This window comes from Peptococcus niger, from assembly GCF_900101835.1.
Taxonomy (GTDB): Bacteria; Bacillota; Peptococcia; order Peptococcales; family Peptococcaceae; genus Peptococcus; species Peptococcus niger.
The window spans coordinates 203,236-226,386 of the sequence record NZ_FNAF01000002.1; the positions used below are offsets into that span (position 1 = coordinate 203,236).

A 23,151-nucleotide genomic window follows, 5' to 3' on the forward strand; every position below is an offset into this window, starting at 1 on the left:
GGGTATCTGTATATATATTAAGAGTATCTGTACAGGAAGACACCGCCGCATGTCGGTGGAAAGGAGCATGATATGGAAAACCCAATGGATAAAAATGGCTTAGGCGAAAGCTTGCCCAGTCGCAACGACTGTGTCGGCGAAAACCCTGAACTTACTTCTGCAGCCGGAGCGCCGGTGGCCACCAATCAAGACGTCATGACCGTTGGTCCGCGCGGCCCCATGGTTATGCAGGACGTTTGGCTCATGGAAAAATTGGCCCACTTTGATCGTGAGGTCATCCCTGAGCGGCGGATGCACGCCAAAGGGTCGGGAGCCTTCGGGGCCTTTACCGTAACGCATGACATTACCCAGTACACCTGCGCTTCAATCTTTTCAGAAATCGGTAAAAAAACCGACATGTTCGCCCGTTTTTCAACCGTCGCCGGGGAACGCGGCGCTGCGGATGCGGAACGTGACATCCGTGGCTTTGCCCTGAAATTTTATACGGATGAAGGCAATTGGGATATGGTTGGCAACAACACGCCGGTCTTCTTTTTCCGCGATCCCCTGAAATTCCCGGAATTGAACCACGCCGTTAAGCGGGACCCCCGTACCAATTTGCGGTCACCGAATACCAACTGGGATTTCTGGAGTTCTTTGCCGGAAGCCTTGCACCAGGTGACCATTATTATGGGCGACCGGGGAATTCCCCTTTCCTTCCGCTTTATGCACGGCTTTTCCAGCCATGCCTACAGCCTGATCAATAAAGACGGCGACCGGGTATGGGTCAAGTTCCACTTCCGGTCCCAGCAGGGAATTAAAAACCTAACCGACCAGGAAGCGGAAAAAGTCGTTGGTATGGACCGGGAAAGCAGCCAGCGCGACCTCTATACGGCCATTGAAAAGGGCATGTACCCTAAGTGGAAGGTCTACATCCAGGTCATGACCGAAGACCAGGCCAAGGCCATGCCCTACAATCCCTTTGATTTGACCAAGGTCTGGTATAAGGCCGATTACCCACTTATCCCTGTCGGCGAATTTGAATTAAACCGCAATCCGGACAATTATTTTGCAGAGGTAGAGCAAGCCGCCTTTACTCCGGCGAATATTGTCCCGGGGATCGGGTTCTCGCCGGATAAAATGCTCCAGGCCCGGCTCTTTTCCTATGGGGACGCCCAGCGCTACCGACTGGGGGTCAACCACCACCAGATCCCGGTGAACCAGCCCCGGGGCGTCAAAGCCCCCCACAGCTACCACCGGGACGGTCAAATGCGGGTAGACGGCAACCTGGGCAGTGAGCTCCATGTGGAGCCGAACAGCTACGGCCAGTTTGTCGACCACCCGGAATTGATTCCGCCGGCCCAACCGGCTGACGGCGATATTGCCCATTACGATTTTCGCCAGGATGATAACGATTACTTTACCCAACCGGGTAAACTCTTCCGGGCCATGACCTCAGACCAGCAAGAGGTCCTCTTCCAAAATACCGCCCGGAATATGGGCGATTCCACCTTGCAGATCAAACACCGCTGGATCAACTACTGCTACCAGGCCGATCCGGCCTATGGCCAAGGGGTGGCGGATGCCTTGGGAATTGATCTCAAAGACGTGGACTTAAACCTACCGGCCCGCGATTCTCGCGAAGGGAACGAAGCGGCCAACCACGCGCATCCGGAATTGAACCAACCCACCAAGGGCAAGCCGACAGAAGACCGTGAAATAGATACCAACGGCCCGGACTACATTGATCCGGAGGATGATCCCTGGTTATTGTAAGATCAAGTAAAAAAGCGCTCGACCAAGCGGTCGGGCGCTTTTTTTTGTTGGGCCGGGAGATGGCCAGTGGCGGTAGGGCCGTCGGCCTATGCACCGGCTGGCAATTGCCCCAGGCCTTATAGCTGGGCCAAGGGAACAAGCGGTATGGCGCTTGCCCGTTGGTAAATTTTTGTCATTGGGGATTGAGAAATGGGGGCCAATCGATTATGATAATAGCAGAAGTGCGAACATATGATTGGTGCAATCGGGGTGATCTTATGGATTTAAATGAAAAACTTCAGATATTGACGGATGCGGCCAAGTACGATGTCTCCTGTTCATCGAGCGGGTCGACCAGGAAGAACAATAGGTCCGGGCTGGGCAATGGCGCCATCAGTGGCATTTGCCATTCCTGGAGCGAGGATGGCCGCTGTATCTCCCTTTTGAAAATCCTGCTGACCAACCACTGCATCTATAATTGTGAGTACTGTATCAATCGAAGAAGCAATGACATCAAGCGGGCAAGCTTCACCCCTAGGGAGGTTGCGGACCTGACCCTTAATTTTTATAAGAGGAATTACATTGAAGGCCTCTTTTTATCCTCAGGCGTCATCAGAAATCCTGATTACACCATGGCCCTCTTAATAGAAACGGCCAGGATCCTTAGGACGGAAATGAACTTTAACGGCTATATCCATATGAAGGCCATCCCCGGGGCGGCTAAAGAACTGGTCGACCGGATAGGTCTCCTGGTAGACCGGTTAAGCATCAATATTGAGCTGCCCACAGAGCAGTCCCTGGCCCTGCTGGCTCCGCAAAAGAACTTTCAGGCCATACTGGATCCGATGGCAGAGGTCAAAGAAGGGCTTTTGGCCAACCGGGAAGACCGGAAAAAATTCCGGTCGGCGCCCAAGTTTGTCCCTGCCGGTCAGACCACCCAAATGATTATCGGGGCCTCCCGGGAAACGGACAGGGATATCCTCTATAGGTCCCAGAGCCTTTATAAGGATTTCAGCTTAAAGCGGGTTTATTACTCCGCCTTTGTTCCGGTGGTCGCCAGCCAGTACACCCAGGGCATTGACCGGGCGCCCTTGGCCAGGGAGCACCGGATTTACCAGGCAGACTGGCTTTTAAGATTTTATGGCTTTAAGGCAGAAGACTTGTTGGACGATAAAAATAAAAACCTGGACCTGTCCATAGACCCCAAGGCAAACTGGGCCCTTCATCATCTTGACCAATTCCCCATCGAAATCAACACGGCTCCCTATGCAGACCTGCTGAAAATCCCCGGCATTGGTAAAGTCTCTGCCCATAAGATTATCAAGGCAAGGAAATTTAGACGGCTCAGCTTTGAGGACTTGAAGGCCATGCGGATCTCTACCAAAAAAGCCGGCTACTTTATAACGGTAGGGGGCAAGTATAGGGGCGGTCATTTTTCTCCAGACCAGCTGAGGACCATCTTATCCGATGGCTGGGGCGCTCATCCGCCGGAACAGTTAAGCCTGTGGGGCCCGTTATGATGGTAGGATATGACGGGTCTTTTGAAGGCCTGCTAACGGTTGTCTTCGACCATTATAAAGACCTGGAAGATATTCACATTTCTCCCCCGTCGGAACAAGCGGGGCTCTTTGACCGGGAAGCGGTTGCAACAGACTGGGACAAGGCCCAAAGGGTGGCCCAGGGCGTCTGCCAAAGCTTTTCCAAGCGTCTGCTGGAGGACTTGTACAAGGTCTACCGGTCTAAAAATCCTGAAAAAGAAGAGACGGTGGCCCATATCATTAAGGGCCTCTACCAGTACGGCCCGGATTACCTCTATTCTGCTGAAAAATACCCCCTGTTATTTAGGCAAATCTTAAAGAATTTTTCTTCAGAGAACCATGCCTACAAGGGCTTGCTCAGGTTTAGACAAATTCAGGATGGCTTTTTGTATGGGGAGATGGCGCCTGAAAATGATATTTTGGAATATTTGACCCGGCACTTTATGAAGCGGATGCCCAAGGAAAAATTCATCATTTACGATAAAAAGCGGGAAAAGGCCTCCATCTGCCTTTATGGGGAGTTGGAAATCGTCCGGGTGGTTGAAATGAGGCCGGAAGACACAGATGAGGAGAAAGTCTTTAAGTCGGCCTGGCGGACCTTTTATCAGGCCATAGGCATTGATGAAAGAAAAAATGAAAGACTGATGGCTGCTCATATGCCTAAAAAATACTGGCGCTACCTCCCTGAAAAAAATCCACATGTATAAAGAGGGCGGCGAAACCAGGGGCGGTCGGAATCAGTGCCTTGGCCTTATGGGGTAGGAATGAGGATCGTTCAGCCGGACGGGTTGCTCATCAGAGGGCATTTTTCTGTCTACAGAAAGGGAGATTTTCCAGGTCATAGAGTGGCTCTTTTCCCTAAATATGCTATAATGAAGGGGATTCATTGACGATATTGAATAACTTAAGGAGGTTCATTTATGATCCATACCACCGGAACGCGCGTTGTTTTTGCAGATAGTAGTGAAGAAGCCAAAGCGGCTTATGAAGCCCTGGGCGTCAAGCCGGAGCACGATCCCAATGCCAAAATGGACATTTGCAAGTGTGCCGATGACCCGGAATTTGACTTTGAATCCCCCTTTAACCTCATCGGTGAAGTCTCTCTTTCGCCGGAATATATGGACATTGTCAATCAAGATCCACAACGGGCTTACGTCGTCTATTATTTCGAAGAGGCCTAATGGATCCCTATGACAACCGGGCGCCGGAAAGCTACCGCAGCATTGCGGAACCCGGTGATGTGTCAATTGAGATTGAGCGGTCGCGCTTTATCGGGGCCGCTCGCCGGGTGACATCGGAAGAGGAGGCGCAGGCCTTCATCGCTTCTGTGCGGGCGGAACACCCCACGGCGACCCACGTGGTTTGGGCCTATATCATCGGTCCCGCCGGCCTTTCAATGCGGGCCTCTGACGATGGTGAGCCCCAAGGCACTGCCGGCATTCCCAGTCTGGAAGTCTTGAAAAAAGAGGGGCTGACCGATGTGGTCCTTGCCACCGTCCGGTATTTTGGCGGCGTTAAACTGGGCGCCGGCGGTCTGATCCGCGCCTATACCCGCGCCGCTGCTGAAGCGGTACGGGCCGGCATGCCGACGGACATGGTGCGCCAAACAGCGGTTACCCTGACCCTGCCCTATGCCTATGAAGGACCGGTCAGCTACCAGCTGAACGAACGGCATTGGCCGGCGGAGAAACGCTTTGACGCCGCCGTACATTATGACTTGCATGTGCCGGACCGGCTGCAAGCGGCTTTTACCGGCTGGCTGCAGGGGTTGACCCGGGGCGAGGCCCGTTTTGATTGGGGGGCGCTTGCTTACGCACCGCTGCCGGCAGACCTGGACCTTTCCTTCTTACAATCCTCATAAACAAGGCGTTCGCTTGTGCCCGGCACCGGCGGACGCTTTTTTTGTTTGAAAAGGTCTGAACATTGTGTAAAACAGGTCCGGTTGGTATAATGGAAAGAGATACGGGGATGGTGGGGTAAAAGCCGTGCAAATTTTCACAATTCCCTTTTCATTTTCAAGCAGATAGCTTATACTAGAGATAACAAATTCTAATCTGTAGCCAGATCTGATGAAGGAGGACCTTATGACCTATCAAGAAGAGTACCAAAGCAAGCTTAAAACCGCCGAAGAAGCCGTTAAAGTTGTTAAAAGCGGCGACTGGGTTGAATACGGCGCATTCGCCGGGCAGGCCTATGCCCTGGACGCCGCCCTGGCCGGTCGGGCTGAAGAATTGGAAGACGTTAAAATCCGCGGTTGCTGCACCACCATGCCGCCGCAAGTCATCGCCGTTGACCCGGATGGCAAGCACTTTAATTATTCCAGCTTCCATTTCAGCGGCCTGGAACGGAAACTGGGGCAAAAAGCCCAGGCCTTTTTCGTTCCCATGCTCTTCCACGAATACCCGCGTTACTATCGCCAGGAATTAAACCACGGCGAGGTCAAAAGTAACGTCGTCTTTATTCCTGTGGCCGCCATGGATGACAGTGGCTATTTCAACTTCGGTCCGGAAGCCTCCCATTTCCACGCCATGGTGGAAGCCGCCGATACGGTCATCGTTGAGGTGAACGCCTCCATGCCCGTGTGCTACGGCGGTTACGGTGAAAACGTTCACATTTCCGACGTGGACATCATCGTTGAGAACGACCGCCCCTTAGATGAAGTGCCGCCGGCTAATTTTGGCGAAATTGATAAAAAGGTCGCCGAATTCGTTATGGGCGAACTCTTTGACGGCGCCTGCATCCAGCTCGGCATCGGCGGGATGCCCAATGCCATCGGTAAAATGATTTCTGAATCAGACCTCAAAGACCTGGGCATTCACAGCGAAATGTTCACCGACTCCATGGTGGACATGGTGCTCTCCGGCCGGGTCACCGGCAAGCGCAAAAATATCAACCCGGGCAAGCACGTCTACACCTTTGCCATGGGCACCAAGCGCTGCTATGACTTCTTAGACAAGAACACCTCCTGCGCCATTTTCCCGGTGGACTACACCAACGACCCCTTTGTCGTCGGCTCCATTGATAACTTTATTGCCATCAACAACTGCCTGGAAATGGACTTATACGGACAAGCCTCCTCAGAAGCTGCCGGCATCAAACAGATTTCCGGCACCGGCGGTCAAGCCGACTTTATGCTTGGCGCTTACCGGTCCAAAGGCGGGAAAGCCATCATGGCCCTGTCCTCCACCGTCAAAATGAAAGACGGCACGGTGAAGAGCCGCATCCGCCCGACCTTTGACCCCTACACCATCGTCACCACCCCCCGGTCCATGATGAACTACGTGGCCACAGAATACGGCATCGTTAACCTGAAAGCCCGCAGCACCTGGCAGCGGGCCGAAGCCTTGATCTCCATCGCCCATCCGGATTTCCGCGAAGAGCTGATCCAAGAAGCCGAAAAGATGAACATTTGGCGCAAGAGCAACAAACGCTAAGCGCCTTTAGCCGCCCCTTCCGGGGCGGTTTTTTTATGTCCGGCCAACGGTCCTTGCCCTGACACGCCCCCTAGACCTGGAGGCGAAAGCGCAATGCCGCCGGGCGGTCGGTTTGCGAAAGCCGCTTTTGTGGTAGACAGGTAAGGAGTCAAGTTATCACTCCCTTGGCAGGCGGGATCCTCCGACCAGGAGGTCGGACCCTTTGGGATAAGGTCCGGCCTGCTGCCGGTTGATGGCAGGCCCTCTGTCAGTTACTTGCCATTCCAACAAAGACCATGAAAGGAAGATGCCCATGTCCGTTAGCAATGAAGAAATGAAGGTTCTCTTAAAATCCCAGCAAGGTGAACTCAGCGCCGTGCTCATGTATAAAGCCTTGGCAGATGCCGTAAAAGATCCGAAAGACAGAGAGATCTTTTTACAATTGGCCGCCGAAGAAGGCCACCACGCCGCCGTCTTTAAAAAGCTCACCGGCCAGACCCTGGAGCCCAAAAAGACCCTCTCCGTCGTGCTGCCGCTCTTGTACAAAGGCCTGGGTAGAAAACGACTGTACCCGATCATCGCCAAAGGGGAATATAAGGCCGTCAACACCTATGCCCCGGTTGCCGAACGCTTCGCCAGTGTTGAAAGTGTCAAAAACGACGAAAAACGCCACGGCGACATGGTCATGGCCCTCTTGTAAGCCGCGCACCGTCTGTATTTACAGGCAAGGCCCAGCGATACCCCTTATCCAGTTGAAACGAAGAGGTGAACAAGCGGGGGTGACATGTGAAGCAAATGATTATCAGGCTGATTCAGCTCATCTTGTTGCTGATGATTGCCGTTTCAGCCTACCAGATTTATACCTATGTATCCGATGTCCGGCAATTTGCCGAGCAGAAAAGTGAAGTAGACCAGCAGCATCAGAAAGCTATGACCGCGGACAGCAGTATCGCCTTGCACCAAGTGGATAGCCCCTACGTCATCGGCTGGATATCCATCCCCGGAACGGACATCAGTTATCCGCTGGTGCAAGGTGAGGACAACGCCTTTTTTCTGGACCACGATTACAAGGGAGCGGCGCACCCCTTTGGTGCCGTCTTTTTGGACGCCGGCAACCAGAAGGATTTTTCCGATCAAAATACCGTCATTTACGGGCACAATGTCGCAGCCGGTTATGTTTTTCACGATCTGGAAAACTACCTGCAATCAGGATTTATCAACGACAAAAACGATAAAATTGACATTGAAACAGGGCAAGACAAGCGCGTTTACCGGATTGTCGCCGCCTATATCGCCTCACCCTATGAAGATTACCGGGCTCCGGCTTATACCGGGGCCGCCTGGGAGGCCTTCAGAGCGCGCGTTGCCGGTAAAAATCAGCTGACCGGCCCCGACCGCCAGCTTCCGGATAAACCGGTGCCGCTGGTCACCTTATCCACCTGCGATAACCACGACAACCGGATTGCCATACATGCCGTTTTAATCTAGGCTGATAGTTTATGTATAAAAGGCGGACAGGTTCGGTATATAGAAGATATGTATCTGACACCTTGATGTTTGTCTTTAGGAGGGGGATTCTATGTTAAAAGATAAGATTTGTGTTGTCACCGGGGGAACGCGCGGCATTGGCCACGCCATCGTTGCCGAATTTTTGGCCCAAGGGGCTACAGTGGTTTTGTTCGGTTCGCGTGAAGAAACCGTTGCCAAAGCCCTGGCGGATTTTAAGGACAAGGGCGACCAGGTAGAAGGGGCCTGGCCGAATTTAATGGACGGCGATGCCCTTCAGCAAGAAATGAATCGGATTGTTGACCGCTATGGCCGCATTGACGTCCTGGTCAATAACGCCGGTATGGCAGATGATATGTCCGTTTACGATTACAGCCCGGAAAAATTCGATAAAATCATGGACCTGAACGTCAAAGCCGTTTTCAACGCCATCTTAGCCGTTATTCCACATATGAAAAAACAAGGCGGCGGCGCCATTATCTCCACCAGCTCTATGGTTAGCCGCTTCGGACAAACCCGTGGCGTCGGCTATCCGACCAGTAAATTTGCCGTCAACGGATTGACCATCTCCTTAGCCCGCGAATTGGGGCCGGATCGGATCCGCGTCAATGCCGTCGCTCCGGGGATTACCAATACCGATATGATGCGAAACGTTCCGGATGAAATGATCGAACCGCTCATTCAAAACATCCCCTTGCGCCGGATTGGCGAGCCGGAAGACATCGCCAAAGCCTGCGCCTTCCTCGCCGGTGACGATGCCAGCTATATCTCCGGCGAAGTCCTCCACGTGGACGGTGCCATGCTCGTATAAAGGCGTCCCTGCCTAACGCGAAAATCCCTGTGCGATGCCGCACAGGGATTTTTAGAAATGTGCCATAAGGGATGTAACTCTGAGAATTCTGAGGAAAATAAAAAAAAGACCTTGCCTAGGTCTTTTAGAGGATGCGCCATAAAGGACTCGAACCTTTGACACCCTGATTAAAAGTCAGATGCTCTACCACCTGAGCTAATGGCGCATTCACAACGAAATAAATTATACCGAAATGATGGAGACGTGTCAAGACTTTTAGGAGAATTTTGGCTGGAGTGTGTAGGAATGTCATTCCTTATGGTGTGGCCAAGTGAATAAGATTGGCGGTTACAGACTTTTACTTAAAAACGTTGTTTTATGTTGCTCCGGGGGATTTTAAGCTGTCGATTATTTTACATTGAACCGGCTTCGGGTATAAACTGAGTATAGATAAACTTTAGGTCAACTGATCAAAGGAGGTTACCATGCATAAAAAAGACTTACAAGAGATAGCGGCGCATATTAAGGCCTGTGACTTGAGCCGACCGTATTATTATATTTGCTATTCCACTCAGGAAGGCACTGAGGTCTATGCTGCGGTCCGTCATTTGCAGGAAGCCGGGGCCAATCTCTGGATTGATACGGAAGCGAATTTGATGCAGGGGGATGGGTATAATTCGTCGATTTTTGCAGCTTTGCGGGCGAAAAATTGCTGTGGCTTGATCTTCTTTATGAGCCAGGCGGCGATGACGAGTGCCCAGTGCGCTAAAGAGATGGCTTATTTAAAGAGCGAGCCTTTTCTGGCTGACCATGATGCCCAATTTCCAGTCCTCATTGTTGAAATGGAAGAAATTCCGGAACATGATGATGAGGTTTGGGTGGAGGGCCTGCTCTACCAAAAATATCAGGCGGACGAGCTGTCACCGGCTGAAAGCGAACGGATTCAGAAGTATCGGGATAAGTACAACGCTAAAATTGGCCGGATGACGACGAAGTTTGATGTGGCGGAAAGCATTTTACCCTTTCTTTTGGCGCACGAGCAGGGGCGGATCGCCTATGATGCGGCCAATCGTGCCGATGAATTGAAGCGCTTGATGACCTATTAAAATGTGAATGACCGGCCAAGGGACGGCATAAAAGGCTCCCGGCATCGGATGTAGGCGATGTCGGGAGCCTTTTCGTGGGAAATGCCGGGGTATATTAAGCCTAGTAAAAGGGTATGTATTAATTGATATGATGGCATAGTGATGATGAAAACCTGTCTTTTGCAGCACCTTGTGCTGCAAATTGGATAAAGGAGAAGGAGTTGCTGGTATGGAGGCAAAAATTATTCATCAGGAAAAGGGTATGCGGACTCAAGATGGCGCCGGGGTGCGGTTGGTAAGGGTATTGTCCAACCGGACTGCAGCGGCCTATGATCCGCTTTTAATGCTGGACTCGTTTGATTCGACCGATCCGAGCGATTACTTGGCGGGCTTTCCCATGCACCCGCATCGTGGCATTGAAACGATTACATATTTACGCCAGGGCAAAATGACGCATAGGGACAGCTTGGGCAATGAAGGCCTTATTACCGACGGGGGCAGTCAATGGATGACCGCCGGTTCGGGGATTATGCATGAAGAAATGCCCCAGGCAAGTGAGCGAATGCTGGGGGTGCAGGTGTGGTTGAACATGCCCCAGGCGCAGAAGATGGCAGCACCGGCTTACCATGATTTGCAGGCGGCGGACTGCCCGAGCCTGGCTGTAGATAGCGGAGAAGTGGTGGTCATTGGCGGCGAATTTCGTGGCGTTAAAGGCTTTCAGGGGCAGCACCATCCCTTGACCTTTTTGTCCATTCGCTTGGAGGCCGGTGGTTCCCTCACGCTCCCTCTGAAGGCAGGAGCATCACAAACCGTCTTTCTATTAGAAGGGGATGCCCGCTTGGGCAAGGTGGTCGTCGAGGAAAAGACCGCCGTGCGATTGGCGGAAGGGGACCAGCTCACCCTGCAAAGCGCAGGCAGTCCCATTGAAGTGCTCTTTTTTGAAAGCCAAGCGCTGGAAGAACCGGTGGCCTGGGGTGGGCCAGTTGTGATGAATACGCAGGAAGAATTAGAAGAAGCTTTTAGGCAATTGCGTGAAGGAACCTTTATTCAGGACCAACCGCAAGGAAAGGCCTAGGTTGTTAAATAGAAAACCGTCCATGACAAGGCTCATGGACGGTTTTTTATATAGTCGGTATTCTCTTTTAGCCAGGTATTTAGTTGGCTGCAAATCTCGGCCATATCGGCGGTGATAAGCGGTTGTTCCGGTAAAGAGCCGATGAATTGGCGGCCGTAGTTTTTATTCAGCAGCCGGTTGTCCAAAATGACGATGGCGCCATGGTCTCGACCGGAACGGATGAGGCGGCCGGCGCCTTGGCGGAAACGTAAAATGGCATGGGGCAGGCTCAGCTTGGCAAAGGCGCTTTTGCCTTGGGCTTCAAGGCGTTCGGACCGGGCGCTTTCTACAGGCATGGTGGGCGGGGCAAAGGGCAGCTTGGCGATGACCACTGTGCGCAAATGGGCGCCGGGCACATCAACGCCTTCCCAAAAGCTGGAGGCGCCAAGGACGACGGTCTTACGCTTTCTCTGCATGGTGGCGATGATGCTGGACCGGTTGCCGTCCTGGCCATGTCCGAGGATGGTGTAGTCTTTCAGGTTGCGGTCTTTTTTCAGGGCAAAGTAGACCCGGTTGAGCATGGCGTAGCTGGTGAAGAGCACCAGCATATCGCCGTCTACCGCCGGAATCAAGGCGGCCAGGTCCCGGGCCACGTTGTAGGAATAGTCCATGTCACTGACCTTGGAATAATCCGGGTGGTCGGTCGGGATGGCAATCAGCGATTGATGGGCATAATCAAAGGGGGCTGCGCAGATAAAGGAAACGTAGCTTTCCGGGTCCAGCAGGTATTTCTCAGCGGTAAAGGTCAGTTGGCGGTTGACCGCCAGGGTGGCTGAGGTCAGAATGACGCTGTCCTTGGCGTTGAACAGGCCTTCTTTCAAGAGGGGGGCGATGTCGATCCGGGCGCTGTAGAGGAGCAGGTTTTTGCCCCAGCCGGCGTCAATGCTTTTCAGCCAGTGGACGTAGTCTGTGTTTTCGCCGGACAAGAGGGTTTCCAATTGGGTCAGGGCTTCTTTAAAGGTGTCCAGGGAAAAGAGCAGCTCTCGGGCGATTCCCTCTAAATCTTCCGCTTCGCGAACGCGGTCTAAGAGCCGGTTGCCAGTGCGGGTAAAGGCGGTTAAGAGGTTCAGCAAGGTGCTCAGTTCGCCGGCCAGGTCCTGCCACCAGGCTTGATGGCGGACCTTGTCTGTCAGGCGTTTATCGGATACCCGCTGGAGTTCGGGCAAACCGGCACTGTGGGCAATAAGGGCTTTTAGGCGATTTTCCAGGTCCTCTGCATCTTGCCGGAGCTCGGTGACGCGGCTGTCTATTTCAACCGTATCAAAGACAAGTTCCGGGGCGCTTTGCGCTTTGACCTTCAGACGGTTTAAGATGCCCTGGGGGCGCTTTAAGGCGGCCATGGACTTGCGGAGCAATTCTAAATCAATGGTGTCGGTCCACTGGCGGGTGGCCTCATCTTCCAGGTGATGGGCCTCGTCAATGATGACCTGGTCGTACTGGGGAAGGATGCCGCCGTCGTGTTTTAAGTCCTGGAGGAGGAGGGAATGGTTGACGATGATGACCTGGCTTTTTTCCGCGGCCCGTCTATTGTTGAAGTAATAGCAGTCGTTAAAGTGGGGGCAGCGGCGGTTTAAGCAGGTATCGGCAGTGGCGGCGACGCCTTGCCAATATTGGTGTTCCAGCTTGTTGAAATTCAGGCGTTCCTTGTCACCGGTCGGGTCGGTTTCCAAATGGCGAATCAGGGCGGCCAGGAAGATGCGCTCGGTATCTGCCAAGTTATCCACGTTTTTTAGGCTTTGTAAAAAACGCCGACGGCAGAGGTAGTTGCTCCGCCCCTTGCTGATGGTGGCTTCGAAGGGAAAGCCCAGGGCTTTCCGCAAAAAGGGAATATCCTGCCGGTAAAGTTGTTCCTGTAAGGTGATGGTGGCCGTGGAGACGATCAAATGGCTGTCGTTTTCGTAACTCCAGAGTAGGGCCGGGACCAAGTAGGCAAAGCTTTTGCCGGTGCCGGTGCCGGCCTCAATGATGGCGTGGCGCCGGGTTTCCAAGGCCTTGCTGATGGCCGAGAGCATGGCCGACTGTTCCGGCCGCTCTTCGTAGGCCTGGTGGGCGGCGGCCATCAGGCCGTCGGCGGCAAAAAAATCCGCTGCATGGGCAAAATCCAGTTGAGGGGTCCCGGCAGTATGCCAGTCCGGCAGGGCTTCAGGCTTGGGCTCGGCAGGACAGCAGAGGGGGACAGCGGCCTCTAAAAGCCGGCGCAGGGGGGTGTTGACCGCCAGGACATTGGCCATATCCTGCAAGACAAAGGGGTCGGTGCGCAAAATTTCAGCGTAAAGCCGTTGGGTGACGGCCGCGGCCACATAGGCATCGTTCAGTGCGCGGTGGTGGCCCGGGTCCTCAACGCCCAGGTCTGCGGCGATAGCAACCAGCTTGTAGCTGGTTAAGCTGGGCATGAAAAGCTTGGCAATATCATGAGAATCCAGCCAGTCGTTGGGCAAGTCGCGACCGAAGGCATAATTTAAGCGGGCCCGGTCAAAGGGGGCGTTGTGGGCCAGCAGGAGCCGGCCCTCTAACTTTTCCGCCACTTCATCGCAAATATCCTCCCAGGCGGGAGCGTCCTCAAGCATGCGGGGGGTAATGCCGGTCAGTCTTGTGATTTCTCGCGGCAAGGGTTTGGTGGGTTTGACAAAACGCTGCCATTGATCGACGATCTTATCGCCATTGACAAATACCAGGCCGATTTCAATGATCTCAGCGTCTTGTTCCAGCCCGGTGGTTTCTAAGTCCAGGGCAACATAGCGATCAAAACCGGTAATCATACGAGGGACCAGCTGTTTAGATAGGCGGCCTGGTCATCGGTCAAGGCATCAATGGCAATGCCCAGGGCCTTCAGCTTGATGGTGGCCACTTGCCGGTCGATGGCGGCCGGCACCTGGTAGAGGCCGGCTGCCGGTCGCTTATCCACCAGTTCCTTTAAGGATAAGACTTGCAGGCCGAAGGTAAGGTCCATAATTTCTGCCGGATGCCCATCCCCGGCGGCCAAGTTCACCAGGCGCCCTTCGGCAAGCAGGTAGACCTGCCGTCCGTCTGCCAGGGTATAGGCGTCAATGTTGGGCTTGACCCGGCGGATGTCGGTGGCCAAATCGGCCAAGGCGGCCTTGTTGATTTCCACGTCAAAATGGCCGGCGTTGCAGAGGATGGCCCCGTCTTTCAAGGCGGTCATGGCATCCCGGTCAATGACGTGACGGTTGCCGGTGACGGTGATGAAGACATCGCCCAGGGGGGCGGCTTCCACCAGGGGCATGACGCGGAACCCGTCCATCATGGCTTCAATGGCCTTGATCGGGTCCACTTCCGTGACGATGACGCGGGCGCCCAGGCCCTTGGCGCGCATGGCAACCCCCTTGCCGCACCAGCCGTAGCCGATGACCACGCAGGTGGTGCCGGCCACGACCAGGTTGGTGGCGCGCATGATGGCGCTCCAGACAGACTCGCCGGTGCCGTAACGGTTATCGAAAAAATATTTCATTTGGGCATTGTTGACAGCAATCATCGGGATGTTCAGGTCACCCTTGGCGGCCATGGCGTTTAAGCGGACAATGCCGGTGGTGGTTTCTTCACAACCACCGATAATGTCCTTCAAGCCGTCGGCATAGGCTTCATGCAGCAATTGGGTAAAATCGCCGCCGTCATCAATGTACAGGTCCGGCTTAAAATCGGCCAGGTGCTGGATATAATCCTTGTATTCTTCCGGGCTGCAACCGTGCGTGGCAAAGGCGGTGATGCCTTCTTTGACCAAGGCGGCCACCACATCGTCCTGGGTGGACAGGGGGTTGGACCCGGCGACGGCCACTTCGGCCCCGCCCGCTTGAATGACCAGGGCCATGTAAGCGGTTTTGGCCTCCAAATGAAGGCAGATGGCCACCTTCTTGCCGGCGAAGGGCAAGTCGGCTTTAAAGCGCTCTTCAAGGGTATTTAAAATGGGCATGTGGGCTTTTACCCAGTTGATTTTGTCATAGCCGGCAGGGGCCAGGGCAAGGTCGCGGATAATACTCGTCATGTAAGACTCCTTTCGTGGGCAGCGGATGCGTCAGCCATATTATAAAATGAACGTCCGGGCGGTGCAAGGGTGCAGGCCGCTGCCGTATCCTGTAAAATGCTTGCAGGGGCGGGACAGGAACAGTATAATAAATGTAAGTCCGAGCCACGCGGCTCGGACTTTTATCAAGAAATTAGGAGGTAGGCAATGATTGGTCGACACCTGCTCACGATTGATCAGCTGACCACTGACGATATAGAGCATATCTTCAGTGTGGCGCGCGATATGCGCGAGCGGCTGGACAGTTCACGCAAAAAACGGGACGATTTGCATGGTCGGGCCGTGATTAATTTATTTTATGAAAACAGCACCCGTACCCGGACCTCCTTTGAATTGGCGGCCAAGTACTTGAGCGCCGATGTGGTCAATATCGTCTCAAGTGCCTCAAGCGTTCAAAAGGGAGAGTCTTTGAAGGATACCGCTGCCACCTTAAACCGCTTAAAGCCGGACTGCATTATTATGCGCCACCCGGCCAGCGGTGCGCATAGGGTCTTGAGCGCTAACGTAGATTCCCTGGTCATCAACGGCGGGGACGGGACTCACGCCCATCCCACCCAGGCCTTATTGGACGGCTTGACGATTAGCGACCATAAGGGCGATTTTTCCAAATTAACCGTGGCCATTATCGGCGATATATTGCACTCGCGCGTGGCGCGGTCAAATATTGCCCTGCTGCGTAAATACGGGGCCACCATTAAAGTGGCCGGCCCGCGCACGCTGATTCCCAACGTCTTGAACGATTGGGGCGTGACCGTCTGTCCGCATATGGAGGCGGCCTGTCGGGACGCAGATGTGGTGATGATGCTGCGCATTCAGTTGGAGCGACAGCATGCGGGCTTTTTCCCTTCGGTAGAGGAATACGCCCATTTTTACGAGTTGAATCCAGCGCGGTTGGGCCTGGCCAAGCCGGACTGCATCGTCCTGCACCCGGGGCCGATTAACCGCGGCCTTGAAATAGAACCGTCGGTGGCAGACGGTGACCGGTCCTTGATCAACGAGCAGGTAACCAACGGGCTGGCAATACGCATGGCGTTGTTAAAAATCATGACAGAGGAGGCCTAGCATGTTATTAAGAAACGGACACCTGGTAGATCCCGGGCAGGCCATTGACGGCGTGACGGATATTCGCATTGAGGGAGATCATATTGCTGAAGTGGGGCCGGATTTGCCGGTTAAACCGGGCGAAGAGATGATGGACCTGGCAGGCCTGTATGTCATTCCCGGCTTAATTGACCTGCACGTGCACTTACGGGACCCGGGCCATGAGGACTCGGAAGACCTGGAAAGCGGTAGCCGGGCAGCCATCGCCGGTGGTTTTACAACGGTGGTGGCCATGCCGAATACAGACCCGGTTATTGATAATGTGCCCATGGCCACCTATATTCAGGAAAAATCCAGACGGCTGGGCTATGCAGACGTGATTCCCTCGGCGGCCATTACCAAGGGGGAAATGGGGAAGGAAATTACGGAAATCGGCATGTTAAAAGAAGCCGGTGTGCCCGCTTTTACCGATGACGGCAAAACAGTCATGGACGCCGGCGTCCTGCGCAATGCCATGGATTACGGCGTCCCCTTCGATGTGCTCTTTATGGAGCATTGCGAAGACCCTTACTTGCGTGACCGCGGCGTTATGAATGAGGGGCAGGTGGCCACTGAACTGGGCCTTTTCGGGGCGCCGAAAGAGGCGGAAGAAATTATTATTATGCGCGACATTATGTTGGCTGAACTGACCGGGGCCCGGCTGCACATTCAGCACTTGTCGACGGCGCGCGGCCTGGACATGGTGCGGACGGCTAAGGCCAAGGGCCTGCCCGTCAGCTGTGAAGTGACCCCCCACCACCTGTTTTTAACGGAAGAAACCGTGCGGGGTTATAATACCCTGGCCAAGGTCGCCCCGCCCTTGCGGACGGCTGAAGACAATGCGGCGCTTATTGACGGCCTGCGTGACGGTACCGTCGATTGCATTGCCACAGACCATGCGCCTCATGCTGCCGAATTTAAAGATTGTGAATTTGTCCGGGCCCGCTTTGGGATCTCCTCCATTGAAGTGGCCTTTCCCCTGGCTTGGACCCGGTTGGTGGGCAGCGGGCAATTGACCTTGAGCGATTTGGTGCGCCTGATGAGTGCCAGACCGGCCCAGTTGCTGGGCTTGGAACGGGGGAGTCTGATTCCGGGCTATTTGGCGGATATCCTGGTCTTTGACCCGACGACAGAGCGGGCAGTGGATCCGTCGACCTTTTACAGCAAGGGGAAAAATTGCCCCTATACCGGTGAGCAGCTCTCCGGCTGGCCGGTCCATGTCTTGCGCGCCGGCAAAGCGATTTTGCAGGATGGTAAAATCATTGAGCGGAGTGAAACCGTATGAGCGATAAGGTCTTTCGCACCTGCCCGATTACCCGCTTAGAGCGGTTCGGGCGCGAAACCGTTTTGTGGATTCAAGCGCCGGACATTGCCGCCAAGGCGGTGGCAGGGCAGTTTGTCATGGTCGGCTTGCCGCGCCCCCGGGCTAATTTTTTAAAACGGGCCATCAGCATTCATGCGATAGACGGGGCGGAAGTAGCGCTGGCCGTTTTGACGGTGGGTGATGTCAGTGTTGCCCTGAGCCGGTTGACGGTGGGTGATCCTGTTGAAGTCATCGGCCCCCTGGGGAATGGCTTTGACTTGGACATCCAAGGGCGGCCGGTGGCCATGGTGGCCGGCGGGATCGGGCATGCGCCCTTCCGCTTTTTGGCGGCGGCCTTGGCGGACCAGACGAAAGACATCACCCTTTACGCAGGCGGTCGGGACCGGGCAGCCCTGTCCGGCTTGGGCTGGGCGGACAAAATGGGCCTGAAAACGGTTTTGGCCAGTGAAGACGGCTCCATCGGGCAAGGCGGTTATGTGACCGACTTGCTCGGCGACCTGTCGCCTGCTACGCAAGTGTATGTTTGTGGGCCCTTGCCCATGCTGCGCTCTGTCCAGGCCCTGGCCTTGGCCCGCGCCATTCCCTGCCAGCTGTCGCTGGAAGGGAAGATGGCCTGTGGGGTCGGGGTATGCCTGGGCTGTACCTGCGCCCGTCCTGACCCGACCGAGGCGTATGCGAAAGTATGTACCGATGGACCGGTTTTTTGGGCGGAGGAGGTCAAACTGGATGGTTGATTTAAGGGTTGATTTTTGCGGGTTGACGTTTAAAAACCCGGTCTCCACCGCCTCCGGCACCTATGGTTTTGCCACCGAATACGGGGCCTTTGTCCCTGTAGACCGGCTTGGCTCGGTTACCACAAAGGGATTGACCCTGGAACCGCGGCAAGGCAATCCCGGCCTGCGGGTTACGGAAACGCCGGCCGGCATGCTGAACTGCATCGGCTTGGAAAATCCCGGGGTGGATGCCTTTATTCGCGATATTCTGCCCCAGATGCGGGCCCGGTTGGCCGAGGCGGATACGAAAATCATTGCCAATATTAGCGGCAATACGGTAGACGATTACGCCCGTATGGCGGAAAAACTGGCGGCCTGCCCGGAAGTGGCCCTCTTGGAAGTCAATATTTCCTGTCCAAATGTCCGCGCCGGTGGGCTGGCCTTCGGGACCTCCTGTGCGCAGGCGGCAGAGGTATGCCGGGCGGTGAAGGGGGTTGCTGCCCAGCCGGTTGTTATGAAATTGTCGCCGAATGTCACGGATGTGACGGAGATTGCCCTCGGTTTACAGGAGGCCGGCGCAGACGGCCTATCCATGATAAACACCCTGATGGGCATGGTCATTGACGTGGAAAAACAGCGGCCTCTCTTGGGAAATGTCACCGGCGGCCTGTCCGGACCGGCCATCCGTCCGGTCGGGGTACGGATGGTTTGGCAGGTGGCGCAGGCGGTGGACATTCCTATTTTGGCCATGGGGGGCATTGAAAAGACCCGGGACGCTTTGGAATATATCCTGGCCGGTGCCACCATGGTTGCGGTGGGGGCGGCCTCTTTTGCCGATCCGCTGGCGCCGATGGCGGTTGTAGACGGCCTGGAAGCCTATTGTGAAAGACACAGGGTTGCCCATGTGCGCGATTTGATCGGCGCAGCCTGGAAGGAGGACAAGCGTGGGAACTGAATTGATCGTGGCCTTGGACTATAGCACTGCGGATGAAGCCCTCGACTTGGTGGATGAGCTGAAAGAGACGGTGGGCTGGTACAAGGTTGGTTTAGAATTATACTTAAATTCCGGCGGCCGCATCCTTAGTGAATTAAAAATGCGGCGCCGTCGGGTCTTTTTGGATTTGAAATTTCATGATATCCCCAATACCGTTCACCAAGCCGCCGCTTGGGCGGCAGGCACCGGGGTCGACTTGATTACGGTCCACGCCCTGGGCGGGCAGGAGATGATGCGGCGGGCTGCAGAAGGGGCGCGTGAAGGCGCTGCCCGGGCCGGGGTCAAAGTGCCGCAGGTGGTGGGGGTCACGGTTTTGACCAGCATGGATAAGGCGGCTTTGGCCGCCGTCGGCATTCCGGATGCTCCGCAAATTGCGGTGCCCCGCTTGGCCAAGTTGGCCCAGGCGGCCGGCTTGGACGGGGTGGTCTGCTCCGGACAGGAACTGGCCCTCTTAAAAGACATGACCGCTCCCTTTGTCACCGTTTGCCCGGGGATTCGCCCGAAAGGGGCTTCAACAGATGACCAAAGTCGGATTTTAACCCCGGCTCAGGCGGCGGCAGAAGGGGCTACATATATTGTTGTGGGGCGGCCGATTCGCTTGGCGGAAGATCCGGCCCAGGCAGCTCGGGCCATTGTTAAAGAATTAAGGGAAGGTGAGCAAAAATGAAAAAAGAAGAAGCCTTAGCCATTTTAGAAGAAACCGGAGCCTATCAACGAGGCCATTTTAAATTGTCCAGTGGCCTGCACAGCGATGTTTACGTGCAGTGCGCCCAGCTGCTGATGCATCCGGCTCTAGCCGAACGGATTTGCCGTGAGGTGGCAGACCTGTGGCGGGACGACAAACCGGAAATGGTTGTAGGGCCGGCCATCGGCGGGATCCTAGTGGCCTATGAAGTGGGACGCGCCTTGCAGGTGCCGACAATCTTTGCCGAACGGGAAAACGGCGTGATGACCTTACGGCGCGGCTTTGCACCCCATGTGACCAAGGGGATGCGGGTTTTGGTGACTGAAGATGTCCTCACCACCGGCGGTTCGGCTCAAGAAGTGGTGGCCCTGTTGCAAGAACAAGGGGCTGAGGTCATCGGCGCCGCCTCGATCATTGATCGAACCCACGGCAATCAAGTCAAGCTCACCGTTCCCTACAGATCGCTCATCAGCCTGGAAGCGGGCACCTACCCACCGGAGGATTGCCCCCTCTGCGCTGAAGGCGCACCAATCAATAAACCGGGCAGCCGTCCGGGACTGTGAACCCTTCTGTAGAACGGGCCCTGCTCATTTTTTTGCTGGACGACAGCAGGACCCAAGAGGCCGAAAAACGGCGGCAAAGAGAATTATACGAGCTGGCCGACAGTGCCGGCCTCCTTGTTGTTGACGACATCAGCCAGCGGTTGCGTGGAGGCCGCAAACAATTGGGGAAGGGCAAGGCAGCCGAAGCGGCCCGGTTGATTGCTGCTTCGGACATTGATGTGGCGGTTTTCGATTGCGACCTCAGTCCGTCACAAACCAAGGCCATGGAAAGGGCCCTTGAGGTAAAAGTCATTGACCGGGCCACGCTGATCTTGGATATTTTTGCCCAGCGGGCCCGCACCCGTGAAGGACGCTTGCAGGTTGAAGCGGCCCAACTGGCCCGGTTGTTGCCCCGTTTAAGCGGGCAGGGAACCAGTCTCTCTCGGTTAGGTGGCGGGATTGGTACCCGTGGGCCGGGGGAGACCCAGCTGGAGACCGACCGTCGGCACATTCGCCGGCGCCTGTCGCAAGTGCAGCGGGACCTGGACAAGGTCATTGGCGAACGGCGGGTGCAACGCGCGGCCCGGGAAGCCCTGCCCCATCCCTTTGTGGTCATTATCGGCTACACCAATGCCGGCAAGAGCACTTTTTTAAATGCCCTCACCGGTAGCGATATTTATGTGGCAGACCGGCTCTTTGCCACCCTGGACCCGACCACCCGCCGCGTTCAATCGCCACTTGGCGAACTTTACTTTATGGCGGATACGGTTGGTTTTATGGAAGACCTGCCCCCGGAATTAACCGTGGCATTTAAGGCGACGCTTGAAATCGTAAAAGAAGCAGACGTGCTCATTCACCTGTTCAATGTGGCGGATGAGGGTTACGAAATGCGGATCCGTGCGGTGGACGCTTTTATGCGGGACTTGGGCGTTGAGGGCATTCCAATGCTTTATGTGGCCAACCAGATTGACCGGTTGGCTGAGCCGCCTTTCTTAGGTGGCCTCTTCACCGCTGAATCGGTGGTCATGCTGTCCGCTAAAAATCGGACGGGCTTTGAGGCCTTTTGGCAGGCCTTGAGGCCCTTGGCGGAAAAACGCATTTTTGCCCATCGCATCAGCTTGCCGCATACGGCAGAAGGGGCTCGGCTTTTGGCCGTGGCCTACGAAGCCGGAGACGTAACGAATTTACAGGCGTCTGAAAGAGGAACACAGCTGATGCTGCGCGGCGATGCCTTGCGGTTGGCGCCGGCCTTCACCCCTTATATAGATGATCAAGACTGTCCCCGCTAGGGGAATGGAGAAAGGATATTGCCCGAAAGATGAATGTATTTCACAAACAATTGGCAGAACAATGTGGTCTGGATGCGCGGGCGCTGGCTGAAATCAGTGCAGTGGAAAGCCAGTATGCAGCGGCCTACAAGCAGGCAGAAGATGTGACGAATGCGGCACAATTGCGGATTTTAGCTGCCTTTCAGGAAGAGCAGGTGGGGGACTTTCACCTGCACGGTTCTACCGGCTATGGCTATGGCGATATTGGCCGCGACAAGCTGGAAGAGGTCTGGGCCCGGGTCTTTGAAGCGGAAAGTGCTCTGGTGCGGTCCAACATTGTCAGCGGGACCCATGCCATTGCGACGGTCCTCTTTGCCCTACTGGCCCCCGGCGATGAACTGATTTCAGCGAGCGGGATGCCCTATGATACCCTCCAGACCATTATCGGAGAAACGGGCAATGATCCGGCCTCTCTTAAGGCCATGGGGGTCCGGCATACGGTGGTGCCGCTTACGCCGGAAGGCGATATTGACGATGCTGCCGTATTGGCGGCCATTGGGCCAAAGACCAAGTTGGTATCCCTGCAACGCTCCCGCGGCTACTTGTGGCGTCCCAGCCTGACCATTGCCCAAATTCGCCGCATCGCAACATTGATTCATGAGCGTTTCGCTGATATTATTGTATTTGTAGACAATTGTTACGGTGAATTTGTGGAAGACGAAGAGCCGCTGACCGCCGGTGCTGACATCATAGCCGGTTCTTTAATTAAAAATCCGGGTGGGGCCCTGGCCCCTCGCGGGGGGTACATTGCCGGCCGTAAAGACCTGATTCGCCGTGCGGCGACCCGCTTAACGGCCCCGGGGATTGCTTTTGAAGTCGGCAGTGCCCTGGACTTTAATCGGCCGGCCTTTCAAGGCCTGTTTATGGCACCGCTCATCGTCCAGCAGGCGCTGAAAGGGGCTATTTTCGCCTCGGCAATGCTGCAAAATCGTGGCTTTGCCGTCTCGCCGACGCCGGCTGAAAAACGGACGGACATCATTCAAGCGGTTCGTTTCGAACGGGAAGCCCCCCTCCTGGCTTTTGCTGAAGGCATCCAGGCGGCCTCCCCCCTAGAAGCTTACGTTCATCCGGAAGCGGCCTTCTTGCCCGGCTATGACGATGCGGTCATCATGGCGGGCGGGACCTTTACCCAAGGCTCTTCTATAGAATTGTCCATTGATGCGCCGATGCGTGCCCCTTATATCGGGTATATGCAAGGTGGTTTGTCTTATGCACACGTTGTTTATGCAGTAACCCTCGCTTGCCGAAGATTGGAGGAGGTTTAAA

General features: G+C 55.0%; 21 protein-coding genes and 1 tRNA gene. 19 read left to right on the plus strand and 3 right to left on the minus strand.

What is annotated here, in order from left to right:
- Positions 1 to 72 precede the first annotated feature (72 nt).
- From BLQ16_RS02810 to BLQ16_RS02850, 9 genes are all read left to right on the plus strand, one after another.
- On the plus strand, positions 73 to 1,755 hold the full coding sequence (locus BLQ16_RS02810; protein WP_091791229.1) for a catalase: 1,683 nt from the start codon (positions 73 to 75) through the stop codon (positions 1,753 to 1,755).
- A 257-nt stretch (positions 1,756 to 2,012) separates the two neighbouring features.
- Complete coding sequence (locus BLQ16_RS02815) at positions 2,013 to 3,254, plus strand: putative DNA modification/repair radical SAM protein (RefSeq protein ID WP_091791230.1); 1,242 nt, start codon at positions 2,013 to 2,015, stop codon at positions 3,252 to 3,254.
- Positions 3,251 to 3,979: a TIGR03915 family putative DNA repair protein gene (locus tag BLQ16_RS02820; RefSeq protein WP_091791231.1), complete on the plus strand. Its 729-nt coding sequence runs from the start codon at positions 3,251 to 3,253 to the stop codon at positions 3,977 to 3,979. The genes BLQ16_RS02815 and BLQ16_RS02820 overlap by 4 nt, the downstream gene beginning before the upstream one ends.
- A 213-nt stretch (positions 3,980 to 4,192) precedes the next feature.
- Positions 4,193 to 4,453, plus strand: a complete 261-nt coding sequence (locus BLQ16_RS02825) for a hypothetical protein (RefSeq protein ID WP_091791232.1) — start codon at positions 4,193 to 4,195, stop codon at positions 4,451 to 4,453.
- Entirely contained in the window at positions 4,453 to 5,133 is a 681-nt protein-coding gene (locus BLQ16_RS02830; protein ID WP_091791233.1) for an IMPACT family protein, read from the plus strand. The genes BLQ16_RS02825 and BLQ16_RS02830 overlap by 1 nt, the downstream gene beginning before the upstream one ends.
- A gap of 223 nt (positions 5,134 to 5,356) precedes the next feature.
- The gene (locus BLQ16_RS02835; protein WP_091791234.1) at positions 5,357 to 6,706 is read left to right on the plus strand and encodes an acetyl-CoA hydrolase/transferase family protein; all 1,350 of its coding nucleotides are present in this window, start codon (positions 5,357 to 5,359) and stop codon (positions 6,704 to 6,706) included.
- A gap of 292 nt (positions 6,707 to 6,998) precedes the next feature.
- Positions 6,999 to 7,385, plus strand: coding sequence for a demethoxyubiquinone hydroxylase family protein (locus BLQ16_RS02840; RefSeq protein ID WP_091791235.1), 387 nt, complete (start codon positions 6,999 to 7,001; stop codon positions 7,383 to 7,385).
- A 95-nt stretch (positions 7,386 to 7,480) separates the two neighbouring features.
- Positions 7,481 to 8,173 (plus strand): class B sortase, encoded by a 693-nt coding sequence (locus tag BLQ16_RS02845; RefSeq protein WP_091791236.1) that lies wholly within the window; start codon positions 7,481 to 7,483, stop codon positions 8,171 to 8,173.
- Positions 8,174 to 8,264: 91 nt separating this feature from the next.
- Positions 8,265 to 9,002, plus strand: coding sequence for an SDR family NAD(P)-dependent oxidoreductase (locus BLQ16_RS02850; RefSeq protein WP_091791237.1), 738 nt, complete (start codon positions 8,265 to 8,267; stop codon positions 9,000 to 9,002).
- A gap of 132 nt (positions 9,003 to 9,134) precedes the next feature.
- Here the strand turns inward: BLQ16_RS02850 and BLQ16_RS02855 are convergent.
- A tRNA-Lys gene (locus tag BLQ16_RS02855) sits at positions 9,135 to 9,207 on the minus strand.
- A 259-nt stretch (positions 9,208 to 9,466) separates the two neighbouring features.
- On the opposite strand from BLQ16_RS02855, the gene BLQ16_RS02860 reads away from it, so the two are divergent.
- Complete coding sequence (locus BLQ16_RS02860) at positions 9,467 to 10,087, plus strand: toll/interleukin-1 receptor domain-containing protein (RefSeq protein WP_091791238.1); 621 nt, start codon at positions 9,467 to 9,469, stop codon at positions 10,085 to 10,087.
- A 208-nt stretch (positions 10,088 to 10,295) separates the two neighbouring features.
- Positions 10,296 to 11,141 carry a pirin family protein gene (locus tag BLQ16_RS02865; protein WP_091791239.1) on the plus strand — a complete coding sequence of 282 codons (846 nt, stop codon included), beginning with the start codon at positions 10,296 to 10,298 and terminating at the stop codon, positions 11,139 to 11,141.
- 32 nt (positions 11,142 to 11,173) lie between these two features.
- Here BLQ16_RS02865 and BLQ16_RS02870 read toward each other — a convergent pair whose 3' ends face one another.
- Together BLQ16_RS02870 and BLQ16_RS02875 are read right to left on the minus strand one after the other, a co-directional pair.
- Positions 11,174 to 13,939 (minus strand): helicase C-terminal domain-containing protein, encoded by a 2,766-nt coding sequence (locus BLQ16_RS02870; protein WP_091791240.1) that lies wholly within the window; start codon positions 13,937 to 13,939, stop codon positions 11,174 to 11,176.
- Complete coding sequence (locus BLQ16_RS02875; RefSeq protein WP_091791241.1) at positions 13,936 to 15,180, minus strand: adenosylhomocysteinase; 1,245 nt, start codon at positions 15,178 to 15,180, stop codon at positions 13,936 to 13,938. Before BLQ16_RS02875 ends, BLQ16_RS02870 begins: the two co-directional genes overlap by 4 nt.
- 186 nt (positions 15,181 to 15,366) lie before the next feature.
- On the opposite strand from BLQ16_RS02875, the gene BLQ16_RS02880 reads away from it, so the two are divergent.
- From BLQ16_RS02880 to BLQ16_RS02915, 8 genes are read left to right on the plus strand one after another with little or no spacing between them, the layout of a single operon-like run.
- Positions 15,367 to 16,281 (plus strand): aspartate carbamoyltransferase catalytic subunit, encoded by a 915-nt coding sequence (locus BLQ16_RS02880; RefSeq protein WP_091791242.1) that lies wholly within the window; start codon positions 15,367 to 15,369, stop codon positions 16,279 to 16,281.
- A gap of 1 nt (position 16,282) precedes the next feature.
- Positions 16,283 to 17,584 (plus strand): dihydroorotase, encoded by a 1,302-nt coding sequence (locus tag BLQ16_RS02885; protein ID WP_091791243.1) that lies wholly within the window; start codon positions 16,283 to 16,285, stop codon positions 17,582 to 17,584.
- Complete coding sequence (locus BLQ16_RS02890; protein WP_091791244.1) at positions 17,581 to 18,357, plus strand: dihydroorotate dehydrogenase electron transfer subunit; 777 nt, start codon at positions 17,581 to 17,583, stop codon at positions 18,355 to 18,357. Before BLQ16_RS02885 ends, BLQ16_RS02890 begins: the two co-directional genes overlap by 4 nt.
- Positions 18,350 to 19,291, plus strand: coding sequence for a dihydroorotate dehydrogenase (locus BLQ16_RS02895; RefSeq protein ID WP_091791245.1), 942 nt, complete (start codon positions 18,350 to 18,352; stop codon positions 19,289 to 19,291). The genes BLQ16_RS02890 and BLQ16_RS02895 overlap by 8 nt, the downstream gene beginning before the upstream one ends.
- Positions 19,281 to 19,997: an orotidine-5'-phosphate decarboxylase gene (pyrF, locus tag BLQ16_RS02900; protein ID WP_091791246.1), complete on the plus strand. Its 717-nt coding sequence runs from the start codon at positions 19,281 to 19,283 to the stop codon at positions 19,995 to 19,997. The genes BLQ16_RS02895 and pyrF overlap by 11 nt, the downstream gene beginning before the upstream one ends.
- Entirely contained in the window at positions 19,994 to 20,578 is a 585-nt protein-coding gene (gene pyrE, locus BLQ16_RS02905) for an orotate phosphoribosyltransferase (protein WP_091791247.1), read from the plus strand. Before pyrF ends, pyrE begins: the two co-directional genes overlap by 4 nt.
- Positions 20,575 to 21,846, plus strand: coding sequence for a GTPase HflX (gene hflX / locus BLQ16_RS02910; protein WP_091791248.1), 1,272 nt, complete (start codon positions 20,575 to 20,577; stop codon positions 21,844 to 21,846). The genes pyrE and hflX overlap by 4 nt, the downstream gene beginning before the upstream one ends.
- A 29-nt stretch (positions 21,847 to 21,875) precedes the next feature.
- Entirely contained in the window at positions 21,876 to 23,150 is a 1,275-nt protein-coding gene (locus BLQ16_RS02915; RefSeq protein ID WP_091791249.1) for a methionine gamma-lyase family protein, read from the plus strand.
- The last annotated feature ends 1 nt before the right edge of the window (position 23,151 follow it).